Consider the following 15932-nt stretch of genomic DNA (forward strand, 5'->3'; position numbering starts at 1 on the left):
GGCGGTCAGGCGGTGGGCTCGGCCGGGGTGGTCTGGGTGAGCAGCAGCAGGATCTCGTTGGCCACCGGCGGCCGTTCCTCCCCCGGGCAGTCCTGCGAGGTGATCAGCCCGGCCGAGGTGAGCAGGCTCGACGTCAGCGCGTCGATGCAGCTGACCCGGTACTGGCGGGCCTGGTCGGTCTCCTGGGCCAGCCGCGGGTCGGCGAGCAGTCCGTGCAGGCGCGCGACCTGCTCGGCGTCGAGGGCGCCGGTGGAGGTCACGCCGTCGCCCGCGCAGTCGTCGCACTCCCACCGGCCGTCGGGCTCCACGTTGAGCGACCGGAGCGGTCCGTCCTGACCGAGCTTCTGCACCAGACTGACCCGGGCCGCGTCCGCACCGCCCGAGCCACCGGCGGGGGCGGTGGCGGCCTTGGGGTCCGGTGTGGACCGACCGCCGGAGTCGACCAGCGAGCAGCCGGTGAGTGTGGCTGTCAGGACGGCGGCGGCGGAGACGATGAGCGCCCGTGACCACTGAGGGGAAACCACGCGCCGGAACTTACCCCACCGTAGGTAGCGACCGGAACCCGCCGACCGGACGGGCATCAATGGGCGGAACCGCACGTCGGATCGGTCAGCGGGACGAGGTGGGCAGTTCGACGCTGTCGCCGTCGACACCCCGGTCGGCGGCGAAGCCCCGTACGTCGGGCGCGCCGAGCCGGGCCGCGTCGGCGGTCGCGTCGTCCGGCATCAGCTGGGACTCCCGCTCCGCCTCCACCCGCGCCCGGTAGTGCGCGATCTCCCGCTCCCGGGTGGCCGCGTCCCAGCCGAGCACCGCGCCCATCAGCTCCGTCGCGTGCCCGGCCGATTCCAGCCCCCGGTGCGGGGTCTCGAACGAGATCCGGGTACGCCGGGTCAGCACGTCCTCCAGGTGCAGCGCCCCCTCGGCGCGGGCCGCGTACGTCACCTCGGCGGCCAGGTACTCCGGGGCGCCGGCCAGCGGCGAGGCGAGCAACGGGTCGGCGTCGACCAGCGCCAGCAGCTCCAGGGTCAGCGTGCCGTACCGCTCCAGCAGGTGCTCGACCACCCCGACCGGCACCCCGTGCCGGCGGGCCAGGTCGGCCCGGTCCCGCCACATCGCGGCGTACCCGTCGGCGCCGAGCAGCGGCAGGTCGGCGGTGCGGGAGGGACGCACCCCGCCGAGCCGGCGGGCCGCCCGGTCCACCACGTCCGAGGCCATCACCCGGTACGTCGTGTACTTGCCCCCGGCCACCAGCAGCAGCCCGAGCATCGGCTCGAAGACGGCGTGCTCCCGGGAGAGCTTGGAGGTGGAGTCCGCCTCGCCGGACAGCAGCGGGCGCAGCCCGGCATAGACGCCCTCGATGTCGGCCGTGGACAGGGGCCGGTCGAGCACGGTGTTGACCTGGTCGAGCAGGTACTGGATGTCGCGCGCGGAGGCGGACGGGTGGGACCGGTCCAACCGCCAGTCGGTGTCGGTGGTGCCGATGATCCAGTGCCCGCCCCACGGGATGACGAAGAGCACGCTGGTGGCGGTACGCAGGATCAGCCCGGTCTCGCCGGTGATCGCCGAGCGGGGCACCACCAGGTGCACGCCCTTGGAGGCCCGGACCCGGATGCCGGGGCGCAGCCCGACGTCGTTGAGCATCCGGGACATGTCGTCGCTCCACACGCCGGTGGCGGCGATGACGGTGCGGGCGCGTACCTCGAACTCGGCGTCCGGCGAGCCGGCGCGCGCCTCCAGGTCGCGGACCCGGACCCCGGTGACCTCGCGGGCCTGCCGGATCAGGCCGACGGCACGGGCGCTGGTCACCACGGTCGCGCCGAGGCTGGCCGCGGTGCGGGCCAGGGTCACCACCAGCCGGGCGTCGTCGACCTGGCCGTCGTAGTAGCGGATGGCGCCGGCCAACGCGTCGGCCCGGAGGCTGGGGAAGATTCGGCGGGCGCCCTCGCGGGTCAGGTGCCGGTGCAACGGCATGCCCCGCCCGCCGCCGAAGAGGCCGGCGAAGGCGTCGTAGGTGGCCACCCCGGCGCCGTAGTAGGAGCGGCGGAACAGCCGGGCGGGCAGGTCGCGCAGCCCCCGGCCGGCGGGGAGCGGGATCAGGAACGGGACCGGCCGGACCAGGTGCGGGGCGAGCCGGGTGGCGAGCAGGCCGCGCTCGGTCAGCGCCTCGTGGACCAGGTGGAACTCCAGCTGCTCCAGGTAGCGCAGGCCGCCGTGGATCAGCTTGCTGGACCGGCTGGACGTGCCGGCGGCGTGGTCGCGGGCCTCGACCAGGGCCACCTTGAGGCCCCGGGAGGCGGCGTCCAGCGCGGCGCCCGCCCCGGTCACCCCACCGCCGATGACCAGCACGTCGAACCGCTCGGCCCGCAGCCGGCGCAGGTCGGCGGCGCGGCGCTCCGGGGAGAGCTGGCCGGCGGCGGATCGGGTCACACTGGGGTCGCGCACCCGTCCACCGTAACCGCCCGCGCCCTCCGGCCGCAGACCCCGATCCGGTGCGCGCACGGCGATTCCGATTGTTCACCCTGCGTCACTTTTGCGGGGCACCGCCGCCGGCGCCATCCCGCCGGTCCGGTGCCGGCCGGCACGCCGGGACGCGACCGGCGAGTACGCCTTTGACGCTCGTCGTACTGTTTCCGGATGCGTGCCGAGGCACCCTCTTCCGGAAGCGACGGCGACGGCGGATCAACCGGCCCCTGGCCGGTGGTGGCGGCCGCGCTGGCGGGTGGCTGGACGGTGACCCTGACCGCGCTGCTCCAGGCCGCCGGCTGGTCGGTGGACCAGGTGCTGCTGGCCGGCGGGCTGGACCGGTCGGCACGGCTCTGGCCGGCGGTCGCCCTGGTCACCGTCCTGCTGGTCGGCCTCCCCGCGCTCCTGCTGGCCCTGCTCCCCCGGTCGGCGGCGGTCCGGGCCACCGGTCGGGCCTGGCTGGCCGGGGTGCTCGCGCTGGGCGTCCTCGGCGTGCTGCGGGCGCTCCCGCCGGTGCACCACGAGCTCTACCTGGCCGCGCTGGCCGTGGCCGCCGCCCTGCTCGCCCTGCTCGCGGCCCGGCTGCTCGCCACGCGCCACGCCCTCGGCGGCGACCGTCCCGCACCGCCCGCCGGCCCGGGCGCCGGGGCCGTCGCCCGTGACGGCGACGCGCGGCAGGTCGAGGCCCCCGGCACGGACACCCCGGACGGACCCGGCCCGGACGAGGGCGGGCAGAACGCCACCGGCCGGCGCCGACCGACGGCGGTCACCCTGCTCGCGGTGGCCGCCGGGTTGGCGCTGCTGCTCCCCTGGGTCTGGCTCGGGGCGCTGGGCGGGCTGCTGGAGACCCTGCTCGCCGGGCTCGCCGCCGCCGCCCTCGGCGTACTGGCCGGGGTGCTGCTGGACGACACCTTCTGGTCCCGCTTCGCCCGCGGCGGGCCGCGCCGGCCGGCCCGGCTGGTGCTGGTCGGCGGCCTGGTCGCCGGAGTCGCCCTGCTGCTGCTCGCCGCCGGCGCCGGGCAGTCGGGGGCGCAGCTGCCCGCGCTGCTCACCCTGCCGCCGGTCGGTTTCGCGCTGGGCGCGCTCCAGGCGGCGGCCCGCCGCGGCGGCGTACCGGCCGGACCGGCTCCGGTCCGCTGGCTGGTCGGGTTGGCGCTGCTCGGGCCGCTCGCCTTCGCCGACCCGGAGGAGATCTCGATCATCCTAATGAGCAGCCGCGACGTGCCGTTCTGGGTGGCGGTCGCCGCCGGCGCCGGGCTCGCCGTCGCGGTCCTGCTCGCCGTCGGGTACGGCGTCCTGCTGGCCCGCCCGCGCGGGCTCACCCCCGACCGGCGGGTGGCCGCGCTGGCCGTCGGCGTCCTGCTCGTCACGGTCGGCGCGGTCGACCTCGGCCCCGGCCAGCCCGGCCTGCACGGCGAGCGGCTGCTGGTGGTGCTCCGTGAGCAGGCCGACCTCTCCGGCATCCCCGCCGGTACGCCGGGTCGGGCCGGCCGGGACGCCCGGCGTATCGAGGTCCATCGCCGCTTGGTGGCCACCGCCGAGCGGACCCAGGGCGGGCTGCGCCGGGACCTCGACCGGCTGCACCTGCACCCCAGGCACTACTACCTGGTCAACGCGATCGAGACGGACGGCGGTCCGGGGGTGCGGGCCTGGCTCGCCGGCCGTCCCGAGGTGGCCCGGGTGCTGGTCAGCCAGCGGGTCCGGCCGCTGCCCGCCCCCGCGCCGACCAGCCGCGGCGCCCAGCCGCCACCCGGCGGGCCGGCCTGGAACATCCGCATGATCGGCGCGGACCGGGTCTGGTCCGAGCTCGGGGTCACCGGCTCCGGGGTGGTGGTCGGCAGCTCGGACTCCGGGGTGGACGGTGCCCACCCGGCGCTCGCCGGCGGCTTCCGCGGCGGCGACGACTCCTGGTACGACCCGTGGGACGGCACCCGCGCCCCGACCGACCAGGGTGGACACGGCACCCACACGGTGGGCAGCGCGGTGGGCCGGGACGGCATCGGGGTGGCGCCCGGCGCCCGCTGGGTGGGCTGCGTCAACCTGGACCGCAACCTGGGCAGCCCGGCGCACTACCTGGACTGCCTGCAGTTCATGCTGGCCCCCTTCCCGGCCGGCGGGGACCCGTTCACGGACGGGCGGCCGGATCGGGCGCCGGACGTGCTGACCAACTCGTGGGGCTGCCCGCCGATCGAGGGCTGCGACCCGGCCGCGCTGCGACCAGCCACCGCCGCGCTGGACGCCGCCGGCATCCTGGTGGTCGCCGCCGCCGGCAACACCGGCCCGTACTGCGGCTCGATCGCCGACCCGCCGGGGCCGTACCCGGACGTGCTGACCGTCGGCGCGGTGGACCGCGGCAGGCTGGTCACCCGGTTCTCGAGCCGGGGTCCGGCTCCCGACGGGACCGCCAAGCCGGACCTGGTCGCCCCGGGCGCCGATGTGCTCTCCGCGATGCCCGGCGGCGGCTACGCCGTCCTGGACGGCACCTCGATGGCGACGCCGCAGGTGGCGGGCGTGGTGGCGCTGATGTGGTCGGCGAACCCGGCACTCGTCGGCGATCTGGAGCGCACCCGGCGGATCCTGCGGGAGACGGCGAAACCGGCCTCGACCAACTACCCCTCGTCCGCCCCGCAGGACACCTGCGGCGGGCACGGGAACGTCGACGGCGCCGGCATCGTCGACGCGTACGGGGCGGTGCGGGCGGCCCGGGGCTGATCGGGCCTTGCGCCGACCGGTGGTGGCTGATCTAGGGTCGGCGACCATGGAGGCCGACTTCACCCTCGCCGAACTGCCCGTCGACCGGGCCCCCGCCGCCGTCGCGCTCTGCCGGCGTGCGCTGGACCTGCCCGAGGACGCCGCCGAGGCGAACGCCCTCGTGGACACCCTCTGGACCAGGGCGGCGGCGGACCGGACGGTGGTCGCGTCCGGGGCGTACGCGGGCGACGAACTGGTCGGGGTGCTGATCGGCTCGCTCGCCGCCGGGGACCCGCGGCTCGGGCATGTGGACCTGATGGCGGTGGACCCGACCTGGCGGCGCCGCGGGGTCGGGCGGGCGCTGCTGGCCGACGCGGAGCGGCGGCTCGCCGGGCTCGGGGCGGCCGAGGTGCTGCTCGCCGGGAATCCGCCGTACTACGCCTGGCCCGGCATCGACGTCCGCTACACGCCGGCGGTCTGCGTCGCGCTGGCGCTCGGCTACCGGCAGGACCGTACCGCCTGGAACATGACCGCCGACCTGTCGTACGACGGATCGCCGGCGCTGCGCACGACGGAGCCGGCGGAGCGGCGGCTGGCCGGCCAGGGCGTGGTGGTACGCCGGGCCGAGCCGGCGGACCTGCCGGCGCTGGCCGCCTTCGCCCGGTCCACCTTCGGTGGCCTCTGGGACGCCGAGCTGGCCGGCTCGGTCGGCCGGGACGGCGCCGGTTGCCACCTGGCCGAGCGGGACGGCGAGCTGCTCGGCTTCGCCGCCTGGGGTTCGTCGCGGCCGAGCTGGTTCGGGCCGATGGGGACCGCCCCCGCGGCGGAGGGTTCCGGGATCGGCGGGGTGCTGCTGCGCCGCTGCCTGCGCGACCAGCGGGCGGCCGGGGTTGGCGCGGCGCAGATCGGCTGGGTGGGACCGGTGCCGTTCTACTCCGGCAGCGCCGGTGCGCGGATCGAGAGGGTTTTCTTCCTCTACCGGCGGACGCTCTGACGGCTGGCCGCCGGGAGACATCGACAACGGGGCGAAGGGGACATGGACCCGATTAACCCGGTTCGACCGCGTGACTGATCGACGCCCCCTACCGTTTCGGTAAGAGGAGGCGGCCATGACCACGGACGACGAGCAGACCGACGACGTTCAGCACGTCACCTGGACGCCGGCCGGCGACCGGCCCACCGCGGTGCCGTTCGACCGGCGGGACTACGGCGACGCCGAGCAGTTGGCGGAGATGACCGGGGTCGACGAACCGGAGGCCGACGAACCGGTGACGGTGGTCGACGAGCCGGTCCCCGTCCCCCCGCCGTACGACCGGGCCGAGAAGCGGCGCAACCAGCGCCCGCTGCCCCGATAGCGACGGAAAGGGGCGGACCGCTCGCGCGGCCCGCCCCTTCCGGTGTTGGAGCTGGACTCAGAAGTCCATGTCCCCGCCACCCGGACCACCCGGGGCGGCCGGGGCCTTCTCCGGCTTGTCCGCCACGACGACCTCGGTGGTGAGGAACAGCGCGGCGATCGACGCGGCGTTCTGCAGCGCCGAGCGGGTCACCTTGGCCGGGTCGATGATGCCCGCGGCCAGCAGGTCCACGTACTCGCCGTTGGCGGCGTTGAGGCCGTGACCCGCTTCGAGGTTGCGGACCTTCTCCACCACGACGCCGCCCTCGAGGCCGGCGTTGACGGCGATCTGCCGCAGCGGGGCGTCCAGCGCGACCTTGACGATGTTCGCACCGGTCGCCTCGTCGCCGACCAGGTCCAGCTTGTCGAACGCGGTCTTGCCGGCCTGCACCAGCGCGACGCCACCACCCGGGACGATGCCCTCCTCGACGGCGGCCTTCGCGTTGCGGACGGCGTCCTCGATGCGGTGCTTGCGCTCCTTCAGCTCGACCTCGGTGGCCGCGCCGACCTTGATCACCGCAACACCGCCGGCCAGCTTGGCCAGGCGCTCCTGCAGCTTCTCGCGGTCGTAGTCGGAGTCGCTCTTGTCGATCTCGGCCCGGATCTGGTTGACCCGGCCCTGGATCTGCTCGGCATCGCCGGCGCCGTCGACGATGGTGGTCTCGTCCTTGGTCACCACGACCTTGCGGGCGCGGCCCAGCATGTCGAGGTCGACGGCGTCCAGCTTGAGGCCGACCTCCTCGCTGATGACCTGGCCACCGGTGAGGATGGCGATGTCGGCCAGCATGGCCTTGCGACGGTCACCGAAGCCCGGCGCCTTGACGGCGACCGACTTGAAGGTGCCGCGGACCTTGTTGACCACCAGGGTGGCCAGGGCCTCGCCGTCGATGTCCTCGGCGATGATCAGCAGCGACTTGCCCGACTGCATGACCTTCTCAAGGATCGGGAGCAGGTCCTTGACCGACGAGATCTTGCTGTTGACGATCAGGAGGTAGGGGTCGTCGAAGACGGCCTCCATGCGCTCCGGGTCGGTCATGAAGTACGCGGAGACGTAGCCCTTGTCGAAGCGCATACCCTCGGTGAGCTCGAGCTCCAGGCCGAAGGTGTTGCTCTCCTCGACGGTGATGACGCCTTCCTTGCCGACCTTGTCCATCGCCTCGGCGATGATCTCGCCGACGGTGCTGTCACCGGCGGAGATGGAGGCGGTGGAGGCGATCTGCTCCTTGGTCTCGACGTCCTTGGCGAGCTTGGACAGCTCCTCCGAGACGCTGGCCACGGCGGCCTCGATGCCCCGCTTCAGGGCCATCGGGTTGGCGCCGGCGGCCACGTTGCGCAGGCCCTCACGGACCAGGGCCTGGGCCAGGACGGTCGCCGTCGTCGTGCCGTCACCGGCGACGTCGTCGGTCTTCTTGGCGACCTCCTTGACCAGCTCAGCGCCGATCTTCTCGTACGGGTCCTCGAGCTCGATCTCCTTGGCGATGCTCACACCATCGTTGGTGATGGTGGGGGCACCCCACTTCTTCTCGAGCACGACGTTGCGGCCCTTGGGGCCGAGGGTCACCTTCACGGCGTCGGCGAGCTGGTTCATGCCCCGCTCGAGGCCGCGGCGCGCCTCTTCGTCGAACGCGATCATCTTGGCCATACGGCGTTGTCCTCCTGGACACTCACGGGCCACCCGAGTGTGTGTCCCGGATGGGCCGCCTGGTGTACGCACCTTGGGACGTCGCCACCTGGCGACGACGACGTCCTTCGGCCGGGCCGGATAGCCCGCGACGACCGGCCATGTGGCCCCACCGGCGTCTCCAACGCCGGCGCGACCGTGGCCCCACCGTCCCGACCATTGGCACTCAGCGTATGCGAGTGCCAATGACCTGTTTAGCACTCTCCCCTGCCGAGTGCAAGCACGCCGGGGTCGGTCAGCCGAGTTCCGCCGCCAGTCGCGCGGCGTTCACCGGGGCCTCGTGGGCGCGCTGCTCGGCGTACGTCACCACCAGCCCCACCAACTGCGCCAGGTAGACCGGGACGACCACCAGCGCGCTCAGCACGATCACCAGGACCGCGCCCACGGCCGTGCCCGGCGACGCGAGCGGGTCGGTGCCGAACGGCAGCGTGCCGAATCCCTCCAGCATCCCGCCGATCACGCTGCCGACGATCACCGCCGCCGCCACCAGCGCCACCCGGCCGAGCACCAGGCCGAGCCGGTCGTGGAAGAAGCGGAAGGAGCGGCCGATCGGGTTCTGCCGTTCGAACAGGTAGACCGGGCCGGCCAGGGCGAGCGCGAAGGCGAGGTAGACGCCGGGCAGCAGGCAGAAGCAGAACCCGACCGTGACGATCGCGGTGATCAGCAGGCTCCAGCCCCAGAGCCCGAGGGCGCGACGCAGGCCGTAGCGGAGGGCTCCGCCCAGGTCGGCCGGCTCACCGGCGGCCTGCCGGGCGACCACCCAGGTGCCGGCCGCCCAGCCCAGGCTCTGCGCGAAGCCGAGGAGGAGGCTGGCGACCAGCACCGCGCTCCCGTACGCGGCGAACTCCGCCAGGTAGCCGTCGGGCAGCGAGCCGTCCGCGGGCAGCGTCTCCTCCGACGGCCCGAGCCCGAGGGAGAGCAGCGAGACCACCGCGGCGGGCACCGCCTGGGTGAGCAGCATCAGCGGCAGCAGGATCCGCCAGCCGCGGCGCAGCGCACCCAGGCAGCGCGAGGTCCAGCCGTTGACCCCGGCGTACGGCGGGTTGACCAGGGGATCGTCCGGGTCCAGACCGCCGCCGGCCGGCCAGCCGTAGGGCTGGTAGCCCGGCGGGAATCCGGCGTACGGGCCGGCGCCGGGCGGGAAGCCGCCGGTGGGCGGGAAGGCCCAACCCTGCGGCTGCCCGGCGGCCGGATCGTCCGGGTACGGCCGCCCGGGCCACGGCTGCCCCGGCATCGGCTGTCCGGGCCACGGCTGTCCGGGCATGGGCTGCCCGGGCACGGGCTGGCCGGGCCACGGCGCGGCCCAGTGGCCGGGCGACGGTTGGCCGGACCACGGCGCGTCGGGCGGGCCCTGGGTCGCCGGGCCACCGGGCTGCCCCGGTGCGGGCGGGACTGCCGGCGGGACCGGCTCGGACGGCGGCGCGAGCGGCGCGGTCGGCGCGGTCGGCGCGGTCGGCTCGGACGACGGCGCGGTCGGCTCGGACGACGGCGCGGTCGGGTCGGGCGACGGCGCGGTCGGGTCGGGTGGCGGTGCGGACGCCTCCGGCCCGGTCGGACCATCCGGCGACCCGGCCGGACCCCCGGCCTGCGGCTCGGGCGGACCGGACGGGGACTGGTCGGACATGAAGCCTCCTCAGCGACGACGCCTGGAACGGCTCATGATCTTCCCTGGTGCCGCCGGGCGGCGCTGCCCTTGGGGGTGCCCCGGTACGTCGGGAACGGGGCGCGGATCAGGCGATGACGCGGACCCGCTCGGCCTGCGGCCCCTTCTGGCCCTGGGCGATCTCGAACTCCACCCGCTGCCCGTCGTCCAGCGCCTTGTAGCCGTCCATCTCGATGGCGGAGAAGTGGACGAAGACGTCCTCGCCGCCGTCGACGGCGATGAAGCCGTAACCCTTTTCGGCGTTGAACCACTTCACGGTGCCCTGTGCCACGGTGCACTTCCTCACTCTGCGCGGCGTTCCACAACCCCGGTGGTCGGCGGGGCCCGGCACCGGGAGACCACCGTTCCGGCGATCGGCGACGGTCGCTGAATCGGTGACCGAAATCGCACGCTACACGAGGCGTGACGACGGCGCACGACCACAAATCGGCATATTCCGGCGCTCCGTGCGGCACCTCGGCCATCGTCCGTCGTCGTTGCGGTATGCATGCGGACATGACATCTGCCCCGGCCCCACCGGACGCCCGGACGGCCCCCGTCCGCCGGGTACGCCCGGCCGACGCCGCCCGGATGCGGGCGTTGCGGCTGGAGATGCTCGCGGACGCGCCGCTGGCCTTCCTGGAGACGGTCGCCCAGGCCGCCGCCCGCCCGCACGCGGACTACGCGGCCCGCATCGCCCAGGTCGCCGAGGGCTGCCGGACCGCCCAGTTCGTCGCCGACCCCGGCGGCCGGCTGGTCGGGCACGCCGGCGGCACGGCCGCCCCGGACGAGCCGGGGCTGACCGTGGTCTACGCCGTCTACGTGACCCCGTCCTGGCGCGGCAGCGGGCTGCTCGGCGCGCTGATCGACGGGGTGGCCGCCTGGTCGCACGAATGCGGCCGGCCGGAGCTGATGCTGGAGGTGGTGGTCGGCAACGACCGGGCCTGCCGCGCCTACCGCCGGCTGGGCTTCACCGACACCGGGGTACGGGTGCCGCACCCGACCGTCCCCGCGATGCGCGAACTCCAGATGCGCCGCACCGCCTGATTGATTTCACCACCGGATCGACCTGAGCCGCCCGGTCGCGGCGCACCCCGCCAGGGTTTCCGGGGCAGGCCGCCCCGCGGAGGGATCAAGCCTGACCGCCCGGAGCGGGGTGGTCTGCCCCGGAAACCCCAACAGCAACCTCAGACGTGCCTACGGCTCTGGACGATGCGGAACCGGTTCGCCACGTACGCGCCGTCGGTCAGCGCGGCGTTGGCGGCCGGGTTGGCGCCGCTGCCGTGGAAGTCCGAGAACGCGGCCGACTGGTTCACGAAGACCCCGCCGGTCAGGTTGCAGGACAGGTGCACACCGACCTCGACCGCGGCGGTCTCGGCCGCGTCCAGCACCGCCTCGTCGGCGGAGTAGACGGCGGCGGTCAGCGCGCCCTTCTCGCCGACCGTGGACCGCAGGATCTCCAGGCTGTGCGCGGTGGAGTCGGTCGCGATGGCGAACGAGATCGGCCCGAACCACTCCTTGCCGTAGGTGGCGGTGTCGTCCGCGGCCAGCTTCACGATGGTCGGCGTCCGCACCACCGCGCCGGGCAGCGACGGGTGCTCGACGGTACGCGACTCCAGCACCGCCTCGCCGACCTTGGTGACCTCGTCCAGGCGCTCCAGCACCCCGTCGTTGACGATCGCGCCGGTCAGCTCGACGCCGCGGGCCGGGTCGGCGGTGAGCTTGCCGATCGCGGTGGCGATCCCGCCGGCCACCTCGTCGAAGCTCTTGTGCCCCTGGTCGGTCTCGATGCCGTCCCGGGGGATTAGGATGTTCTGTGAGGTGGTGCACATCTGGCCGCTGTAGAGGGTCAGCGTGAAGCCGAGGTTGCGGCACATCCCGGCGAAGTCGTCGGTGGAGTCGACCACCACCGTGTTGATGCCGGCCTTCTCGGTGTAGACGGCGGCCTGCCGGGCGTTCGCCTCCAACCAGTCGCCGTACTCGGTCGAGCCGGTGAAGTCGACGATCTTGACGGCCGGGTGCAGGGCCAGGGTCGAGGCGACCTTCTCCCCCGACGCCTCGGGGGCGAGCAGCACCAGGTTGGGGTCGAAGCCGGCCTCGGCGAGCACCTCCCGGGCGTAACGCACGGTCACGGCGAGCGGCAGCACCGCACGCGGGTGCGGCTTCACGATCACCGGGTTGCCGGTGACCAGCGACGCGAAGAGTCCCGGGTACGAGTTCCAGGTCGGGAAGGTGTTGCAGCCGATCACCAGGGCCACGCCGCGCGGCACCACGTGGAACGTCTTGGTCATCCGCAGCGGGTCGCCCTTGCCGGCGGCCTTCTCCCAGCCGGCCGTCCCCGGGTGCCGGGTCATCTCCGCGTACGCGTAGGCGACCGCCTCCAGCGCGCGGTCCAGCGCGTGCGCGCCACCGGCCTGGAAGGCCATCACGAAGGCCTGGCCGCTGGTGAACTGCACCGCGTTGGCCAGCTCGAAGATGTGCTTGTGCAGCCGGTCGAGGATCTCCAGGCAGACCCCCACCCGGGCCTGCGGGCCGGCGTCACGCCAGGCCGGCAGCGCGACGGTCGCGGCGCCCACCAGCTGGTCGGCGGCGGCGTGCGGGTAGCGCACGTTCAGCTCCAGGCCGAACGGGCTGGTCTCGGTGGCGACCGTGTCGCCGTCGCCCGGCTGGTCGAGGGGGAAGTCGCCGTTCAGGTACGCCTCGAAGGCGGCCCTGCCGTCGGCGGCGGCGGTCTCGCCGTACACCCGGGGGCTGGGTGACTCGGGGTAGGCGGACCAGTACCCGCGCTCCGTGATCGCGGTCAGCGCACGGTTGAGGGTGTCGGCGTGCCTGTCGTACAGGGGATGCGGGGTCTCCGTCATGCCCGCCATCATGCCGCAGCCGCCGACCGGGCAGTAGGGGCCGCGGTCACCGGTGGCCCCGGCCCGCGGGCCGGGCCGGGACACATGGACGGGAACCCAGGGGGAATGCCCGGCCGGGAAGGGAAGGATCCCGTCGGGAGGTGGACCAGATGCCGTTCGTCCAGGTCATCGAGTACGAGTCGGACCAGCGTGACGAGCTGCGGGAGCTCAGCGAGCGGTGGGCGCGGGAGCGCCCGGACGACGGCCCGAGCCGGCTGGTCATGGCCGAGGACCGGGACCGGCCGGGCCATTTCGTCATGGTCGCCGAGTTCGACACCTACGAACAGGCGATGGCGCACAGCGGCCGGCCGGAGACGGGCGCGTACGCGGAGCGGATGCGGAAGCTGGCGAAGGGAGCGCCCCGTTACGTCAACCTGGAGGTCGCCCACCAGGAGACCTGACCCGGGGAGCGTCGGAGCCTCAGAGCGTCAGCTGCCACTCGGTCGAGGCGTCGACCGGCTGGAAGCCGAGCTGGTCGTTGATCCGGATCATGTGCGCGTTCGTCGCAGCGTTGTAGGTGTCGATCGCGCGCAGCCCCGGCTCGTGCGTCACGGCGTACCCCAGGTTTTCGATCTTGGCGAGCAGGCCGAGCCGGTGGCCCCGGTGGGCCGGGTCGACGATGGTGATCTGCTGCCACGCGTGCCAGTCGGCGCTCGGGCCGAGGCTCAGCATCGACCAGGCGACCAGCCGGCCGGACGCCTGGTGCAGTACCCCGAGGTGGTAGCGGCGGGTGCCCCGGACGTCGAGCGCCCGCTCGGTGGCCCGGATCCGCTCGGCGTCGACCTTCTCCTGCTCCCACTCCACGTCACCGATGGGCGAGTCGATCATCAGCCGGCCCTCCAGGTAGGCGACGTCGGCCACGTACTCCTCCGGGGTGGTCTGCCGCCAGCGGACCGTGCGGTAGCCGGCGGCCGCGCCCCGGGCGTCGGTCAGCAGGGCGTCCAGGGCGGTCCGGTCGAGCCGGGTGGTGTCGAGCCGGCGGCGTACCGCGGCCAGTGCGGGCTGGGCGCCGACCGCGGCGGCGAAGGCGTCCCCGGCGGCGTCCCGGGCCGGTCCACCGGGCAGGGCCGACACACTCGATCCCACCACCCGCTTACGCCCCTCGGCGCGCAGCAGCCGCAGGCCGTGCGCGTGCAGGGCCCGGCCGACGCCCCGCCGCCGGTACGCCGGGTGCACCGCCACGTCGGCGAGGGCGTTGTCGGTGTTGTCCAGCTGCGGCAGGTCGAGCTGGAGCCAGCCGGCCGGCACCCCGTCCAGCCGGGCCAGCGCCCAGCGCGTGGCCATGCCCGGCATCGGGTGCCGGATCAGCGCCTCGAAGCGGCGCCGGCAGTACGGCGGGAAGTCCGGCAGGTCCGCGTCGTTGGCCGCCGCGCCGATCCGGTACGCCTCGTCGATCGCGGCCTGGTCGGCGGCGTCGATCGGCGATATCGAGATGCCCATGCCGGCGAGCCTGCGCCCTGCACGACGAAGGGGCCAGCGGTTTTCCGCTGGCCCCTTCGGACGTTGGTCGGGAGGGTCGGCCGCACAACGCCTCCGGCGTTGGGTCGTAAGAACTTCAAAAGTCTCCGGCGGCACGCCCTCCCGCATGGAGCATCTTGCGTCGTCCGGTTCCTGCCGTCAAGTCTTTGTCGGCGGGTTTTCCACACTCACAGCGAAAAGCCAGTTACCCCACGAATCGGTCCGGTCCCCCGTCCGGGCGATCCACCCCTCTCCCACTCGGCCATCTGGCTAGGCGTCCGGCCACCGGTCCAAGATCCACGCCAGGTCGCCGGTGTGGCGGTGTCCGAGGCGCCCCGATACCGCCACACCGCCGGCACGGAGTCGACCCTGCCGCCCGGCGGCCCTGTCCGGGGTGGGGTGGGCGACCGTCAGGAGAGCAGGCCGGCGGCGCGGGCGGCGCGGAGGGAGGGCTTGATCCGGTGGGTGGGGCCGACCTGGCCGGCGACCGCGTCGATGGTCTTCAGGCCCTCGCCGGTGTTGAACACGACCGTCTCGGCGGCCGGATCCAGCCGGCCGGACGCGACCAGCTTGCGCAGCACCGCCACGGTCACCCCGCCGGCGGTCTCGGCGAAGACCCCGGTGGTACGCGCCAGCAGCCGGATGCCCTCGCGGATCTCGTCGTCGTCGACGTACTCCATCCAGCCGCCGGTGCGGCGCACCGCCTCCAGCGCGTAGAGGCCGGCGGCGGGGTCGCCGATGTTGAGCGACTTGGCGATGCCGGTCGGCTTGACCGGGGTGATGGTGTCGCGGTCGGCGTGCAGCGCGGTGGCGATCGGGTTGCAGCCGGCGGACTGCGCGCCGAAGACCTTCCACCCACCGGCCGGCGCCTCGACCAGCCCGATCTCGACCAGCTCGGAGAACGCCTTGTCGATCTTGGTGAGCAGCTCGCCGGACGCCATCGGGATGACCACCTGCGCGGGGATCCGCCAGCCGAGCTGCTCGGCCACCTCGTAGCCGAGGGTCTTGGAGCCCTCCGCGTAGTAGGGACGGACGTTGACGTTGACGAACGCGGTGTCCTCGAACTCGTCGGTCTCCACCAGCTCGCCGCAGAGCCGGTTCACGTCGTCGTACGAGCCGTCGATGGCGACCAGCTCGCCGCCGTAGACGGCTGTGGTGACCACCTTGCCCTGCTCCAGGTCGCCGGGGATGAAGACCACCGAGGGCGTCCCGGCCCGGGCCGCGTGCGCGGCCACCGAGTTGGCCAGGTTGCCGGTGGAGGCGCAGGCGAAGCGGGTGAAGCCGAGCGCCCGGGCGGCGGTCAGCGCCACCGAGACCACCCGGTCCTTGAACGAGTGGGTCGGGTTGGCGCTGTCGTCCTTGACCCAGAGCGGCGCGGTGATGCCCAGCTCGGCGGCGAGATGCGGGGCGGCGACCAGCGGGGTCAGCCCCGGGTCCAGGGTCACCCGGGTGGCCGGGTCCTGGCCGGCCGGGAGCAGCGCGGCGTACCGCCAGATGTTCTGCGGGCCGGCCTCGATCCGCTCGCGGGTCACCGCCGCGAGCGCGGCCGCGTCGTAGTCCACCTCGAGCGGGCCGAAACACTCGTAGCAGGCGTGCTGGGCGGCGAGCGGGTAGCGCGCGGAACAGGCGCGGCAGACCAGGGCGCGGGCGGGGCTGGCGGTGGTGTCGAGGCCGGCGGCGGGAAGCGTCGACGTCATGTCGAGG

The 15932-nt window shown here is 74.2% G+C and carries 13 protein-coding genes; 5 read left to right on the forward strand and 8 right to left on the reverse strand.

The features are described 5' to 3' along the window. Window positions 1-5: 5 nt before the first annotated feature. Together ACLQ2U_RS15390 and ACLQ2U_RS15395 are read right to left on the reverse strand one after the other, a co-directional pair. Complete coding sequence (locus tag ACLQ2U_RS15390; RefSeq protein ID WP_425751304.1) at window positions 6-524, reverse strand: hypothetical protein; 519 nt, start codon at window positions 522-524, stop codon at window positions 6-8. Between the two features lie 85 nt (window positions 525-609). Beyond that, window positions 610-2442: a glycerol-3-phosphate dehydrogenase/oxidase gene (locus ACLQ2U_RS15395; protein WP_425751305.1), complete on the reverse strand. Its 1833-nt coding sequence runs from the start codon at window positions 2440-2442 to the stop codon at window positions 610-612. 192 nt (window positions 2443-2634) lie between these two features. On the opposite strand from ACLQ2U_RS15395, the gene ACLQ2U_RS15400 reads away from it, so the two are divergent. From ACLQ2U_RS15400 to ACLQ2U_RS15410, 3 genes are all read left to right on the forward strand, one after another. Further along, on the forward strand, window positions 2635-5175 hold the full coding sequence (locus ACLQ2U_RS15400) for a S8 family serine peptidase (protein ID WP_425751306.1): 2541 nt from the start codon (window positions 2635-2637) through the stop codon (window positions 5173-5175). Between the two features lie 46 nt (window positions 5176-5221). Continuing rightward, the gene (locus ACLQ2U_RS15405) at window positions 5222-6148 is read left to right on the forward strand and encodes a GNAT family N-acetyltransferase (RefSeq protein ID WP_425751307.1); all 927 of its coding nucleotides are present in this window, start codon (window positions 5222-5224) and stop codon (window positions 6146-6148) included. A gap of 115 nt (window positions 6149-6263) precedes the next feature. Then, on the forward strand, window positions 6264-6509 hold the full coding sequence (locus ACLQ2U_RS15410) for a hypothetical protein (RefSeq protein ID WP_425751308.1): 246 nt from the start codon (window positions 6264-6266) through the stop codon (window positions 6507-6509). 57 nt (window positions 6510-6566) lie between these two features. Here the strand turns inward: ACLQ2U_RS15410 and groL are convergent, their stop codons facing one another. The 3 genes from groL to ACLQ2U_RS15425 all read right to left on the reverse strand — a co-directional run bounded on the left by groL (window position 6567) and on the right by ACLQ2U_RS15425 (window position 10162). Next, window positions 6567-8189: a chaperonin GroEL gene (gene groL, locus ACLQ2U_RS15415; protein ID WP_425751309.1), complete on the reverse strand. Its 1623-nt coding sequence runs from the start codon at window positions 8187-8189 to the stop codon at window positions 6567-6569. Window positions 8190-8463: 274 nt separating this feature from the next. After that, the gene (locus ACLQ2U_RS15420; protein ID WP_425751310.1) at window positions 8464-9852 is read right to left on the reverse strand and encodes a hypothetical protein; all 1389 of its coding nucleotides are present in this window, start codon (window positions 9850-9852) and stop codon (window positions 8464-8466) included. Between the two features lie 106 nt (window positions 9853-9958). Continuing rightward, entirely contained in the window at window positions 9959-10162 is a 204-nt protein-coding gene (locus ACLQ2U_RS15425) for a cold-shock protein (RefSeq protein ID WP_425751311.1), read from the reverse strand. Window positions 10163-10386: 224 nt separating this feature from the next. On the opposite strand from ACLQ2U_RS15425, the gene ACLQ2U_RS15430 reads away from it, so the two are divergent. Further along, window positions 10387-10917 (forward strand): GNAT family N-acetyltransferase, encoded by a 531-nt coding sequence (locus tag ACLQ2U_RS15430; RefSeq protein WP_425751312.1) that lies wholly within the window; start codon window positions 10387-10389, stop codon window positions 10915-10917. 140 nt (window positions 10918-11057) lie between these two features. Here ACLQ2U_RS15430 and paaN read toward each other — a convergent pair whose 3' ends face one another. Then, complete coding sequence (gene paaN, locus ACLQ2U_RS15435) at window positions 11058-12731, reverse strand: phenylacetic acid degradation protein PaaN (protein ID WP_425751313.1); 1674 nt, start codon at window positions 12729-12731, stop codon at window positions 11058-11060. A 149-nt stretch (window positions 12732-12880) separates the two neighbouring features. Between paaN and ACLQ2U_RS15440 the strand changes: the two genes are divergently transcribed. Beyond that, entirely contained in the window at window positions 12881-13171 is a 291-nt protein-coding gene (locus ACLQ2U_RS15440) for a hypothetical protein (protein ID WP_425751314.1), read from the forward strand. Window positions 13172-13190: 19 nt separating this feature from the next. On the opposite strand, the gene ACLQ2U_RS15445 is transcribed toward ACLQ2U_RS15440, so the two are convergent. Further along, window positions 13191-14357, reverse strand: coding sequence for a GNAT family N-acetyltransferase (locus tag ACLQ2U_RS15445; RefSeq protein WP_425751315.1), 1167 nt, complete (start codon window positions 14355-14357; stop codon window positions 13191-13193). Between the two features lie 281 nt (window positions 14358-14638). After that, complete coding sequence (gene thrC, locus ACLQ2U_RS15450; protein WP_425751316.1) at window positions 14639-15925, reverse strand: threonine synthase; 1287 nt, start codon at window positions 15923-15925, stop codon at window positions 14639-14641. Window positions 15926-15932 lie beyond the last annotated feature (7 nt).

The organism is Micromonospora sp. DT47 (assembly GCF_049844475.1).
GTDB lineage: Bacteria > Actinomycetota > Actinomycetes > Mycobacteriales > Micromonosporaceae > Micromonospora.

Coding starts and splice junctions, on each gene's coding strand:
- ACLQ2U_RS15400 (WP_425751306.1), top strand. CDS start 2,635: ATGCGTGCCGAGGCACCCTCTTCCGGAAGCGACGGCGACGGCGGATCA.
- ACLQ2U_RS15405 (WP_425751307.1), top strand. CDS start 5,222: ATGGAGGCCGACTTCACCCTCGCCGAACTGCCCGTCGACCGGGCCCCC.
- ACLQ2U_RS15410 (WP_425751308.1), top strand. CDS start 6,264: ATGACCACGGACGACGAGCAGACCGACGACGTTCAGCACGTCACCTGG.
- groL (WP_425751309.1), bottom strand. CDS start 8,189: ATGGCCAAGATGATCGCGTTCGACGAAGAGGCGCGCCGCGGCCTCGAG.
- ACLQ2U_RS15420 (WP_425751310.1), bottom strand. CDS start 9,852: ATGTCCGACCAGTCCCCGTCCGGTCCGCCCGAGCCGCAGGCCGGGGGT.
- ACLQ2U_RS15430 (WP_425751312.1), top strand. CDS start 10,387: ATGACATCTGCCCCGGCCCCACCGGACGCCCGGACGGCCCCCGTCCGC.
- paaN (WP_425751313.1), bottom strand. CDS start 12,731: ATGACGGAGACCCCGCATCCCCTGTACGACAGGCACGCCGACACCCTC.
- ACLQ2U_RS15440 (WP_425751314.1), top strand. CDS start 12,881: ATGCCGTTCGTCCAGGTCATCGAGTACGAGTCGGACCAGCGTGACGAG.
- ACLQ2U_RS15445 (WP_425751315.1), bottom strand. CDS start 14,357: ATGCGGGAGGGCGTGCCGCCGGAGACTTTTGAAGTTCTTACGACCCAA.
- thrC (WP_425751316.1), bottom strand. CDS start 15,925: ATGACGTCGACGCTTCCCGCCGCCGGCCTCGACACCACCGCCAGCCCC.